Origin of the sequence: Aminipila luticellarii (genome assembly GCF_004103735.1) — a bacterium.
Taxonomy (GTDB): Bacteria; Bacillota; Clostridia; order Peptostreptococcales; family Anaerovoracaceae; genus Aminipila; species Aminipila luticellarii.
Genome location: NZ_CP035281.1, coordinates 1,744,295 through 1,757,254 on the forward strand (window position 1 = coordinate 1,744,295; position 12,960 = coordinate 1,757,254).

At 42.8% G+C, this 12,960-nt stretch carries 13 protein-coding genes; 2 read left to right on the top strand and 11 right to left on the bottom strand.

Features of this window, described 5'->3' with window-relative positions; all coding sequences use genetic code 11:
• Positions 1-59 precede the first annotated feature (59 nt).
• From rpe to EQM06_RS08040, 10 genes are all read right to left on the bottom strand, one after another.
• Positions 60-719, bottom strand: a complete 660-nt coding sequence (gene rpe, locus EQM06_RS07995) for a ribulose-phosphate 3-epimerase (RefSeq protein WP_128745833.1) — start codon at positions 717-719, stop codon at positions 60-62.
• Positions 713-1,582: a ribosome small subunit-dependent GTPase A gene (gene rsgA / locus EQM06_RS08000; RefSeq protein WP_128745834.1), complete on the bottom strand. Its 870-nt coding sequence runs from the start codon at positions 1,580-1,582 to the stop codon at positions 713-715. The genes rpe and rsgA overlap by 7 nt, the downstream gene beginning before the upstream one ends.
• Positions 1,582-3,522, bottom strand: coding sequence for a Stk1 family PASTA domain-containing Ser/Thr kinase (gene pknB, locus EQM06_RS08005; protein ID WP_128745835.1), 1,941 nt, complete (start codon positions 3,520-3,522; stop codon positions 1,582-1,584). The genes rsgA and pknB overlap by 1 nt, the downstream gene beginning before the upstream one ends.
• A 14-nt stretch (positions 3,523-3,536) precedes the next feature.
• Positions 3,537-4,265, bottom strand: coding sequence for a Stp1/IreP family PP2C-type Ser/Thr phosphatase (locus EQM06_RS08010; RefSeq protein ID WP_128745836.1), 729 nt, complete (start codon positions 4,263-4,265; stop codon positions 3,537-3,539).
• A gap of 16 nt (positions 4,266-4,281) precedes the next feature.
• A complete protein-coding gene (gene rsmB, locus EQM06_RS08015; RefSeq protein WP_128745837.1) occupies positions 4,282-5,577 on the bottom strand; it encodes a 16S rRNA (cytosine(967)-C(5))-methyltransferase RsmB in 1,296 nt (431 codons plus the stop codon).
• A gap of 1 nt (position 5,578) precedes the next feature.
• On the bottom strand, positions 5,579-6,280 hold the full coding sequence (locus tag EQM06_RS08020) for a zinc metallopeptidase (RefSeq protein WP_128745838.1): 702 nt from the start codon (positions 6,278-6,280) through the stop codon (positions 5,579-5,581).
• Between the two features lie 11 nt (positions 6,281-6,291).
• Positions 6,292-7,248, bottom strand: coding sequence for a methionyl-tRNA formyltransferase (fmt, locus tag EQM06_RS08025; protein ID WP_128745839.1), 957 nt, complete (start codon positions 7,246-7,248; stop codon positions 6,292-6,294).
• Positions 7,232-7,696, bottom strand: coding sequence for a peptide deformylase (def, locus tag EQM06_RS08030; protein ID WP_128745840.1), 465 nt, complete (start codon positions 7,694-7,696; stop codon positions 7,232-7,234). Before def ends, fmt begins: the two co-directional genes overlap by 17 nt.
• A 100-nt stretch (positions 7,697-7,796) precedes the next feature.
• A complete protein-coding gene (priA, locus tag EQM06_RS08035) occupies positions 7,797-9,803 on the bottom strand; it encodes a replication restart helicase PriA (RefSeq protein ID WP_128745841.1) in 2,007 nt (668 codons plus the stop codon).
• Between the two features lie 17 nt (positions 9,804-9,820).
• Positions 9,821-10,483: an epoxyqueuosine reductase QueH gene (locus tag EQM06_RS08040; protein WP_230974945.1), complete on the bottom strand. Its 663-nt coding sequence runs from the start codon at positions 10,481-10,483 to the stop codon at positions 9,821-9,823.
• Between the two features lie 458 nt (positions 10,484-10,941).
• On the opposite strand from EQM06_RS08040, the gene EQM06_RS08045 reads away from it, so the two are divergent.
• Positions 10,942-11,850: a TIGR01212 family radical SAM protein gene (locus EQM06_RS08045; protein WP_128745842.1), complete on the top strand. Its 909-nt coding sequence runs from the start codon at positions 10,942-10,944 to the stop codon at positions 11,848-11,850.
• On the opposite strand, the gene EQM06_RS08050 is transcribed toward EQM06_RS08045, so the two are convergent.
• Entirely contained in the window at positions 11,847-12,425 is a 579-nt protein-coding gene (locus EQM06_RS08050) for a thymidine kinase (RefSeq protein WP_128745843.1), read from the bottom strand. The two genes, EQM06_RS08045 and EQM06_RS08050, sit on opposite strands and share 4 nt — an antisense overlap.
• A gap of 123 nt (positions 12,426-12,548) precedes the next feature.
• On the opposite strand from EQM06_RS08050, the gene EQM06_RS08055 reads away from it, so the two are divergent.
• A complete protein-coding gene (locus EQM06_RS08055; RefSeq protein WP_205666533.1) occupies positions 12,549-12,887 on the top strand; it encodes a hypothetical protein in 339 nt (112 codons plus the stop codon).
• Positions 12,888-12,960 lie beyond the last annotated feature (73 nt).

The following is a 12,960-nucleotide window of genomic DNA, read 5'->3' on the forward strand; positions in this document are numbered from 1 at the left end:
GCGGTAAAAAAAGAGAGATCAGACTGCAAGCAGTCTGATCTCTCTTTTTTTACCATACATCATGACCTATTAAAAATATTCAAAAACTCTTTAACTCGAGCATCTATATTCGGCGCGCCAAATACTGCTGAACCGGCCACCACCAGTTCCACACCGGCCTGAATCACTTCTTCCACATTATCCAGCCCGATCCCCCCATCTATTTCAATTTCATAGCCTAAGCCGTGCATCTCTTTTATTTGTTTCAATGCTTCCACCTTAGCCAATGCCGAGGGAATGAACTTTTGTCCGCCAAATCCTGGATTTACGGACATGACAAGAACCAGATCCACCTCCTCCAGTATAAAATCCAAGGTGCTCAAGGAGGTTGCCGGATTAATGGCCACACCAGCTTTTACGCCCAGTGATCTTATATGTTGAATGGTTCGATGAAGATGCGGACAGGCTTCCTGATGAACCACGATGAACTCCGTCTGATCTGTGACAAAATCCTCCGCATATTGATCCGGATGTTCAATCATCAGATGAACATCAAAAGGCAGCTTTGTTTTCCCGCAGAGGCTTTTCATGACGGTTGCTCCATAGCTGATGTTCGGAACAAAATGTCCGTCCATGACATCTACATGAATTACTTGAGCGCCTGCCTTTTCGATCAGGCTTACCTGCTCTCCCAGCTTCGAAAAATCTGCGGATAATATTGAAGGGGCTAATCTTACCATTTTTTACTTTTCTCCCTTATTTCTTTTATCTGCTCCACATAAGAGCTGTATCTGCTTTGGCTTATTTTTCCTTCCGCTACGGCTTCTCTTATTCGGCAGTCCGGTTCTTTGAGGTGCCTGCAATTATCATATCTGCATTGTCCCAAATATTCCTGCATCTCCGGATACAGCTGCGCCAGTTCTTCTTCCTCCGCTTCAAGAACTTCAAACGAAGTAAAACCCGGCGTATCGAAAATCATCGCTCCAAAAGCTGTATCAAAGATTTCCACATGCCGAGTGGTATGCTTCCCTCTCTTTGTTTTTTCGCTGATTTCTCCTGTTTCCACAGAAACTCTAGGCTCCAGTGCATTTAAAATAGTGGACTTTCCCACACCGGAAGGTCCTGCCAGCGCACATTTTTTACCGGTCAGAAGCGTTTTTAGTTCCTCAATGCCCTGTCCCGTTCTGCCGCTGAGAAATACTATGGGATAAATTTTCCCATAGATGGATTCCAGTTTATGGAGTTCTGCTTCTTTTGCCAGATCTACCTTATTCGCACACAGGATGATGTCCATGTTGCTCTTCTCCGCCATGACTAAAAACCGATCAATAATAGAAAAATTAGGTTCTGGCTGCGTGACGGAAAAAACAACGGCAAAGCAATCCACGTTCACGATAGGAGGCCGCACGAAAGAATTCTTTCGTTCTCTGATTTCAGTAATGAGGGCATCACTGCCCTCATTTAACTGGATTTGAACCACATCTCCCACAGCAAGCTTCCTGCCGTCTTTTTTGAACAGACCTCTGCCCTTACATTGATAAACAGCATCTCCGGCCTTTACATAGTAAAAGCCGGCAATCCCTTTTATGATTATTCCTTCCATTAATAAATTTCTCCGGTATTGAAGTTCACATTTTTCTTCAAGGCCACCTCATTATCAAATAAAACTGTAACCGTTCCCTGTCCGGTTCCCGTCAGAGAAAGTTCTTCACTGCCCTGTTCTTTCAATCTCTGATCTCTTGTAAATATATTTCGGGTTCCCGATTCATCGGAAACCGTGACGGTTAAGAAAAAGACCAGGTTCTTCGCGTCACTGAAATCAATATTCAAGGCTACCGTTTTCGGTCCAGAGGCTTCCGTTCCCGAACTGATTTTTAAATTGACGGAGGCTCCTTTCTCCACAGATTCTCCGGCACCGATCTGCTGCCACATGATTTGTCCCGCACTGTATACATCACTGGTACCCTCATCTGTTGCTCCTACCGTAAGCCCTGCCTCCTTCAGCTCTTCCTTTGCCTTTTCAAGGGTGAGTCCCAATAATTTAGGCATAGTTACCTTGCTTTCATCTTCTCCCGCGCTGACAACAAAATCGATAGAACGACCCGGCTTGACTTCATCTCCTGCCTCCGGAGTCTGAGTGATTACGGTATCCTTTGGCAGATCACTTTCACCAATGGTCACATCACCCACTTCGTAGCCATACTTTTTAATCAGATATACCGCATCATCATAGCTCTTTCCTACGATATTCGGCACCGTTCCCTCCTTGGCGCCTTTGCTGATGCTGACAGTGACCACTTTTCCTTTTTTCACCTTGGAATCCGCATCCGGATCCTGCGATACGATTTGACCTTCATCATACTCGCTGTCATATACCTTATCGCCCTCTTCCAGATTCAGTCCTAATTTTTCTAATTCTTCTGTTGCTTCCGTAACCGTTTTTCCCGACAAATCCGGAACCGTAATCTCTCCTCCCGAGGAAGAAATCAAATGGTAGATCAGTCCGCTGACAGGAATGGCACAGATCAGTGCAATCACAATGGCTGTGATCTTCACCTTATTCAGGCGAACCTTCTTCTTACCGTTTTTATTCTTTTTTCCCATGTCTACTATTTCCCCTTCTGCAGGAATAATCTCTCTATCCTCCACCTTTTCCAAAGGATTATTCGGCCTGCTGTTACCGCCGTTTCCCCGGTGCAGATAAACAGAATCTCCCACTATGCTCGATATCAAGTCTACATTTTTTAAAGCTTCCATCATTTCATCGGCAGATTTGAACCGGTTTACCTGAATCTTATCCGTCGCTTTCATGATAATCTGTTCTAAAACAGGCGGTATCCCGCTAACAATTTGAGAAGGAGGAACCATCTCGTTGTTCATGTGCATCAGTGCTACCGTCACGGGATTATCTCCGTCAAAAGGCACTTTTCCGGTAACCATTTCGTACATGACAATACCCAGAGAATAGATGTCGGATTTTTCGTCCACATACCCGCCTCTCGCCTGTTCCGGTGAGAAATAGTGCACAGAACCCATCACCGTATCGGCATTGCCTACAATTGTAGCATTGTCCACAAACTTTGCGATTCCAAAATCCGTGATCTTAGCTACCCCGTCGTTTGTTACCAATACATTGTGTGGTTTCACATCTTTATGTATAATATGGTTTTTATGGGCGCAGGAAAGTCCGGCAGCAATCTGCTGCCCGATATTGATTGCCCTCTTATAATCCAGAGGACCTTCTTCCTTGATAATATCGCTCAGAATTTTTCCTTCTACCAGTTCCATTACGATATAGTTGATATTGCCCTCTCTTCCTACATCGTAGACTCCCACTATATTCGGATGAACCAGACTGGCGGCTGCCTGTGATTCTTTCTTAAAGCTGTCGACCAGCTTTAGATCCTTTGTAAATTCCGGTTTTAAAATTTTAATTGCTACATATCTATTTAAAAGCTTATCTCTCGATTTATATACAACGGCCATACCGCCTTCGCCGATCTGCTCCAGCAATTCATATCTGCCCGCTAATACTCTGCTCATATGAATTTTCCCCCTTACATCTTTACACAGACTACTGTGATATTATCATTTCCGCCTGAGCGGTTTGCTCTTGTTATGAGTTGATTGCATAATTCAGACATTTGCTGCCCGGAAGCAAGGATTTCGCAGATCTTGCTATCCTCTACCTCTCCGTGCAGTCCATCGGTGCACAACAGCAAAATGTCGTCCTTCATAAGTTTTACTTCAAAAATATCTGGTTCTACTGCATCTTCTCCTCCAAGGGCTCTTGTTATGATATGCCTTTTGGAATGATTCCTAGCTGCGTCCTCCGTAAGGGCTCCAGACTTAATTAAAGTATTAACGTATGTATGATCCTCGGTAATCTGTATCAGATTACCGTTTCTCATTAAATAAGCTCTGCTGTCGCCTATATTGACAATATAAGCCTTTCTCCTGATCACATACGCCAAAACTAAAGTAGTAGCCATTCCTTGATTTTCTGCATTGTCACGGGACAGGCTGCAGATTAAGGAATTCGCCTCGTCTATACATTTTATAAAATAATTTTTAATTTCTTCCCGGCCCTTTGCCAATTTAACGGGATTCTTTTTGATGTAGTCCGCTACAAAACTGACCGCACTGCGGCTTGCAACTTCACCTGAATTGTTTCCGCCCACACCGTCGGCAACAATATAAATCTTATCCTCCGGTATGACAAAACAGGAATCCTCGTTATTTTTTCTTTTCAGGCCTCGGTCACTTTTAAAACCTACTTGAACCATTATTTCTCCAATTAAGCTAAATTAAGCTGTCACTTCTGACCATTTTACACACATAAAATCCATCTGTACGGTCTATATGCGGCATAAACTGGCGCTCTTCAACAATACTGAAACTCTTATTCTTCTTTAAAAATTCTTTGATGACCTCTTCATTTTCCTGCTTATTAATGGTGCAGGTACTGTATTGAAGGATTCCCCCTCTTTTTACATACTTGGAAGCCACTTTAAGAATTTCTAATTGTTTTATCGGTAAACTGTCAAATTCATTCAGTCTCTTTTTATATTTTATTTCCGGCTTTCGTCGGATGACTCCAAGTCCGGAACACGGTACATCTGCAAGAACCCTGTCTGCTTTTTCCAGCAGCTCGGAATCTACCTTTGTCGCATCCCATGGCCATGTCTTTACAATAGAAACCCCCAGCCTATCGGCTTCTTTATTGATGAGGGTCAGTTTTCTCAAATAAATATCCGTAGCAATAATCTGCCCCCGATTGCTCATTCGTTCTGCTGCCGCCAAGGTTTTTCCTCCCGGTGCCGCACAAACGTCCACCACCATTTCCCCGGGCTTCGGATCCATCATTTCTACGGTTTTCATCGAACTCTCGTCCTGAACGGAAAACAGTCCGCTTTTATACAGGGAATCTTCTAAAAGACGGTTTCCTTTTGTGACCAGTAGTGCGCTGTCACAAATCTGGCTTTCCTTTACTTCAAATCCTTTTTCTGTCAGTCTGCGCATCAAGTCTTCTTTTCCGGTTTTCAACGTGTTGACTCGAATACACAATCCCGGATTGCCCTGAGAATATTTCAATATTTGCTCCGTAGTTTCCACTCCGTATTGATCGATCCACATTTCAACGATCCATTCCAGACAAGAATACTTAATGGATAAATATTTGATCTGATCCTCACTGCGGTCAGGCATCGGTACGGCATGCCTGTTTCGGATATAAGAACGCAAAACACCGTTTATAAAGCCCTCTCTCCCCTTGCAGAATTTTTTTGCCAGCACGACGCTTTCGTTGACCGCCGCATATTCCGGAACCGAATTCATATAACCAAGCTGATATATACCCATTCTAAGAATAACCAAATCGCTGGTTTTCAGTTTATCTATATCGCTGGTAATAAAATGTTCAATAATATGATCCAGCAATATCTTATTTTCCAGCACTCCATAGACCAGTCCCCTGACAAAGGAAGGAGAACTCGGTTTTCCCAAGATAATCTGATGATTCAGCGCAAGGTTTGAATAGGAGCTTTTAGTCTCCACATCCATCAGCGCATAATAAGCAGTCTTTCTGTTTGCATCCATCTTATTGATTCCTTTCTCTTAACACAAGTAATCGTAATAAGTTTGCAACTGCAGTAGCAAGAGCGGCAACGTAAGTCATCGCAGCAGCAGACAATACTCTTCTGGCACCGGATCTTTCCTCTTCATACACAATGCCCAGATGTTCCAATTGTTTTACAGCTCTGCTGCTGGCATTGAATTCAACCGGCAGCGTTACAGCGTGAAATAAAACAACGGAAGCAAAAAACAAAATGCCTATATCCATTATAAGATTGCCCTTCGCATAATTACCTGCATTAGCCACCAAGATACCGATAATCATAAGCGGCCAAGACAGCATAGAAGCAACATTCGCTATAGGGACAATCCCGTTTCGAAGCTTAAGGGGCACGTAAAGCTCCGCATGCTGAATCGCATGGCCGGACTCATGAGCCGCGATGCTTACCGAAGCAATGGACGGCTCGTTATATACTCTGGGAGACAGCCTCATCACTCTCGTTCTCGGATCATAATGATCTGAAAGAGTTCCGTTTACCATCTCAATCCGTACATCCCGAAGCCCATTATTATCTAAAATCATTCGTGCCGCTTGTGCACCTGTTATACCCCTTCTGTTCCTGACACTTGCATATTTCCTATAGGCGGATCTTACTCTGCCTTGGGCATAAAATGCAAAGATCATAGCCGGTATAAGCAACATGACAGTCGGATCAAAATACCACATAATATACACCTCTAATCTGCTTGTTCAAATAATTCCCCAATGTTCACGTTATTTCCCTTTAAATAATCAGAGACCTTCACTCTCTTTTTTCCCGGTACCTGAATAACCGTTATCAGCAGAGTCTTTCCTCCTGCCGAAACCTCTATTCCTCCGTCTGAAACGTTTACAATCGTTCCGTACGCAGCTTCACAGGGTTTCTCCAGAGCCTCTGCTCCCCATACCTTTATCATTTGTCCTCTATAAAAGCTATATGCACCGGGCCATGAGTCCAATCCACGAATCAGTCTTTCTATTTCTTCCGGATTTTTGGAAAAGTCAATTTTCCCATCCTTCTTAAAAATCATAGCCGCATAAGTAGCCAGACTTTCCTCTTGCTTCTCCCGGATAATGTGACCGGATTCCAGATTTGGGAGCTGCTCTGAAAGCAGCACGCCTCCCAGTTCTGAAAGCTCGTCGTGAAGCTCAGCAGCAGTCTTTCGGAGAATCGGAACTGATTTCTTAGCAATCATATCTCCGGTATCCAGACCTTCCTCCATGTACATGAGCGTAACACCCGTGTATTCATCTCCTGCCATAACAGCCCTCTGCATAGGGGCTGCCCCTCTCCATCTGGGAAGAAGGGAAGCATGTATGTTGATACATCCAAGCCTTGGCAGATGAATGATTTCCGGAGGTAGGATCTTCCCATAAGCGGCTACCACGATCAAATCTGGTTCATAGTTTTGCAAAATTTCGAAGAATTCCTTGTTCTGCTTGACCTTCTCCGGCTGCAGGACCTGAATTCCAAACTCCAGGGCTTTTTCCTTCACAGGTGTAAACTGTATTTTTTTACCTCTGTCCCTGGCCTTGTCCGGCTGAGTCACCGCATAGCCTATTTCATGCCCGCTGTTATAGAGAGCTTCCAAGCCGGGCACCGCAAATTCCGGGGTTCCCATATAAACCGTTTTTAATTTACTCTTCCTCTGCATCTCTTATATCCTTTGCTTTATCAATATATAAAATACCATCTAAATGGTCGTTTTCATGACAAAAAGCAACAGCCTTATACCCCTCCGCTTCATAAACGACTTCGTTTCCGAAACGATCCAGTCCTTTTATCTTTACATATTCGGGTCGCTCAACGGTACCGATCATCCCCGGTATGCTCAGACAGCCTTCATCTTCCCAGGCAGATCCCTTTGTTTCTATTATCTCAGGATTTATCAATTCTATTACATCGCCCTCTTCGACTTCAATAACAAACATCCTTTTCATAATTCCTACCTGAGGTGCTGCGATACCTACCCCATTATATGCCCGCATCGTATCAATCATATCATCTAAAATAATTCGGATGCGATCATCTATTTCCGTAACCTCCCGGCATTTTTTCCTTAAAATTTCATCGCCCTCTACTACAATATTTCTTAAAGCCATTTTAAACCTCCAATATTTCATACAATAGCATTAAATTATATCATAAAAACCGTTTTGTATAAACAGGTTAACCAATATTTTCTGTATTCCTTCATAAAACCTAATAAGGGTTTATATCCACCGAAACAGTGAACTGTTGTTTTTTTCCCGTATTAATCTGTTTTTTTATCCTATTTATTGCCGATAAGCACTTGCCCCGCCTGCCTTTCGGGCATTTAATCAAAATGTGATAGCGGTAATGTTCTTTTTGATTATTAATCATCAGCGGTTGCGGATCAAAGATATGATATTTGAACTCTTCGCCTAAACCCGCTTTTACCCGGTTCCATATTTCTTGGGCTCCTGCCATACAGATCTGTTCCTTCTTAGCCGTCACCACAACTTGTACAATGTCGCTGAAAGGCGGATACAGCATACTCTTTCTCAATAAAAGCTCCGTATCATAAAAGGCTTTATAATCCTGTTCCGCGGCAGCCAGGATACTATAATGCTCGGAGCTGTACGTCTGGATCACGACCCTTCCTTTCTTATCTCCCCGTCCTGCCCTTCCGGCAGCCTGTGTTACCAGTTGAAAGGTTGTCTCTGCTGCCCGGTAATCCGGAATATTCAACATGACATCTGCCGAGATAATGCCCACCAGACCTACGTTTTTAAAATCCAGTCCCTTCGCTACAAGCTGAGTTCCTATCAAAATCTTAGTTTTACCCCTTCTGAAATCATTTATGATTTTATCTACACTGCCTTTTCGCTTTATAGTATCCAAATCCAGCCTTGCTATGGGGTAATCCGGGAACATCTCGGCGGTGATCTCCTCCACCTTTTCCGTCCCCGTTCCGAAATGCCGTATATATTTGCTGCCGCACTCCGGACATACAGCCGGAAGCGGTTCCGTTTTTCCGCAGTAGTGACATACCGCAGCATTTTCTGCCTTATGATACGTGAGAGAAATTCCGCATTCCGGACATTTCATTACATATCCGCATTCCCTGCAAGAAATAAAAGTCGAATAGCCCCGCCTATTGAGGAATAAAATCACCTGTTGATTTTCTTTCAGGCACGCCTGCATCTCGTTATACAGCAGCCTGCTGAAAATCGATTTATTCCCCGATTTCAGCTCCTCTCGCATATCCACAATTTCTATCTGGGGAAGAGCGACCTGATTGTATCGTTCCTTTAGCACGACCTTCTTATAGATTCCCTGTTCTGCCCTGTATGTGGATACCACCGAAGGGGTGGCACTTCCCAGTACCACCAGTCCGTTGAAATTTTTGGCTCTTTTAATGGCCACTTCCAAGGTATCGTATTTGGGTGACATGTCTGATTTATAAGTAGATTCATGTTCTTCATCCATGATAATAATACCGATATGATCCAGCGGTGCAAATACCGCCGACCTGGCACCTATTACAATTCTCACCTGGCCCGTTCGGATCCGTACCCATTCATCATACCGCTCTCCTTGGGAAAGTCTGCTATGAAGAACCGCTATTTTTTCCTGACCGAACCGCCCGATAAACCTCTCAATCACCTGAGTTGTCAGAGAAATTTCAGGAACCATTACAATAGCATTTCTGCCGCTTTCCAGCACGGAATCAATCAACCTTATATAGATTTCGGTCTTTCCGCTTCCGGTCACACCATGTATCAAGAAAATGTCGTGCTGCTGCTTTTTTATGTATGGATCCATGACCTCAAGAGCAGCAGTCTGTTCTGCGGTCAATTCTTTTATGGGGCTTTTATCCCCCTCCATATTTTTATAGGGCACCCTTTTTTTGCCCCGCTTAGAAGCATTTCCTACCGGTGTGAAACAGTTAATTCCATCTATATATCTGCACAGGTATCTTTTTCTCATCCATCGGCAAGTATCCATCATTTCTGCCGAAAGGCTGATTTCCTCATCCACGCTTTCTATATATTTCAACCCTTTTATTTCTTCCCCGAGAGAATCCATGACCTCAAAAACATATCCCGTTTTGAAACGGTTTCCTCGGGCAAACGGTACCAAGACCTTGTTTCCAACCGCAATATTGTCCGCATCGGAGCCATAGGTATATAAATTATCCGTATTATCGTTGTTGTTATCAATAGCTACATTTACGTATTTCATAAGTCTCCAATTCGAGGTTACTCCCATTTAGAGAAGCAGCAGCCGCAGTAATTCTGACGATACAGTCCGTATTCTTTAGACAGCTCCACACTCCTCTGATATCCGGCCTTCTTTTTAAAATCCATATCGAGAAATGAAAGACCGTAGCTTAACGCTAAGTCTTTTCCGATTTTTGATATCAGCAGATAATTTTTATGAGGGCTTACGGTCAACGTGGTTCCGAATAGCTCAAAGCCTTTTAATTTGGCTTCTGCGGCTGTTCTTTCCAGCCTTAGCTTAAAGCATTGGGTACAGCGCTTTCCTCCCTCCGGTTCTTCTTCCAAGCCCTTGACCATGCGGAAAAACTCCTCCGGAAAGAACTCACCTTCTATAAAATCCACCTTCTCATCTTCCATGGCGTTTTGATTATACGCTTCAATAAATTCCAGCTGGGTTGTCCTTCTTTTTTCGTATTCCTCTTGATCCGTAATATTCGGGTTATAGAAAAATATAGTCACATCGTAACTGCCCGCTAATCTTTCGATCACAGACGTGCTGCAAGGTCCGCAGCAGCTGTGAAGCAACAGTTTCGGTTTTTCTTTCATTCGATCCTTTATATCATCTAATATTATAATCTTATCCCCGCGAAAATAGGATTCTGCCATTTGTCCTATGGGACTGCTCTGTTTTTTATCGTTCATCCTTTCCTCCAAAATATATCATAATATTTGTTCACTTCAATGGAATCATTATACCATGCAAGCATGTCGCCGCATGATGCAATGATTTCTTCCCTGCGGCAAAGCCGACTTCAATCAATGGAATCATTATACCATAAATTAATTCATTAGATTATTTTGTAATAAAAATTTTATATTCCTTCAATCATACTTCGACGCAGCTCGTGTGTTATAATAACCCCTGACGAGCTTTCAAAACGGACTCAGGTTATTGCACCATAAATCACCTTACCTGGTTTACGGGCAGAAATCTCAAATGGAATTTATGGTATAATAACCCCTGACGAGCTTTCAAAACGGACTCAGGTTATTGCACCATAAATCACCTTACCTGGTTTACGGGCAGAAATCTCAAATGGAATTTATGGTATAATAAACGTTAATCACAGAATACAACAAATACAATAAAAGGAGTTTCCATGAAAACAATTACTTGCGATGCCGAAAATCCAATAAACAGCATTGGCTTATATTTAAAAAAATATTTTGGGAAAAAAACAATCAAGCTTTCTTTAGACGGTGGGTTCACCTGCCCCAACAGAGACGGCAGCAAGGGCTGGGGGGGCTGCATATTTTGTTCTGCTGACGGCTCAGGCGATTTTGCAAGTACGATTCCTGATCAGATCCGGCTTTTATCTAAAAAATGGCCTGACAGCAATCATTTAGCCTATTTTCAAAATCATACCAATACCTATGCGCCCGTATGGGAGCTTCGCGAAAAATATACTTCCGTTTTGAATGAACCGGGCATTTCCGGTATCGCCATCGCCACACGGCCGGACTGTCTGTCTGACGAAGTATATGAATTGTTGGAGGAAATCAATCAAAAAACATTTTTGTGGGTAGAATTAGGACTACAGACCATTCACGAACAGACATCGGAGCGGATTAACCGCTGTTATCCGCTGAGCGTGTACGATCAAGCTGTGAAAAGACTTAGGGAACTGAATATAAGGACAGTCGTGCATCTCATTTTTGGACTTCCGGGCGAGTCAAAACAAGATATGCTGGATTCCGTAAGATATGTCTGCAACGATGAAATATTTGGCTTAAAAATGCATATGCTTAACGTGGTTAAGGGTTCACAAATGGAAAAGCTATATCCAAGCTATGTCTCCTTTGGCAGTATCGAAGAATACGTCCATTTAGTCGTAGATGCCTTGGAAATCATCCCTCCGGATATTACAATCCACCGAATGAGCGCAGACGCACCAAGACCCATTCTCATCTCCCCGGAATGGAGCTATCGAAAACGCACCATTCTCAACGGCATACATCAGGAACTAAGAAACAGAAACAGCTGGCAGGGAAAAAAATGCCAGCTCTAAGGCTCTAATCTTCCGTCGTTATAATGTTTCCGGCAGAGGGAGACGTACATGTCGTTTCCGCCTACAACGACCTGCTCCCCTTGCTTTACAAATTTTCCATCCACAATTCTGGCCACCATGGTAGCTTTTCGCCCGCACCAGCATATGGTTTTTATTTCTTCTATCTTATCCGCATACACCAGCATGTAATAGGAGCCTTCAAATAATTCATTCCTAAAATCGTTTTTTAGCCCATAAGCTAACACCGGGACATCACAGCTGTCTACAATCTCCACCAATTCCTGAACGTGGTGCTTCTTTAAAAACTGACATTCATCTACCAGCACACAATCTACTTTTTGCTTTGTATTTTCAGACAGAAACAATTCCAGAATATTTGTATCGTCTGCCACCATTATAGCCTCTCTCTGTATTCCTATCCTTGACGTAATAACGCCTGCTCCGTAGCGGTCATCCACACTTGGAACCAGCGTCAAGACCCGCTTTCCTCTTTCTTCATAATTATATGCTACTTTTATCAGTTCAATAGACTTTCCTGCATTCATCGTACTGTATCTATAATAAAGCTGTGCCACTTTTCGTCCTCCTATTATCTTATGTATAACTTGAATACTTCTATCATTGTAATTGAAATTCCATCTAAAATCAAATATAATTATAAAGAACAAATTGTTTTAGAGGAAGGATCAAAATTTGATATGGTATTATTATGGTTAATTGCGAAATGTGTTCTGATCGGAATCATATGGGCTGCGCTTTTCATTCCCACATTTTTTAATAGCGGAGGAGCCTTTAAATATATTCTGGCAGTATGCATCATCGCCGCCCTATGTTACTTTTTCAGGAGCTATAATACGCTCATAAATACTATGACTCTTATTGCATTAGTCGGTCTGGTCATAGCCTTTATTTCGTCCATAGCCGTTTTTGAAAAAGAAGCGCGGAACAAATCTAAAATCATTACGTTTTCATGCATCATCTCCGGACTGTCCTATTTAATCACCATTTTATTTTTTAATAGTGTACATATCCTTTAATGTAAAAATTTAAACGTCTCTGCGCGGTGCTTTTAGCTCATAGTCGCTCGCATTTTATCAGTAGCTTTTATGA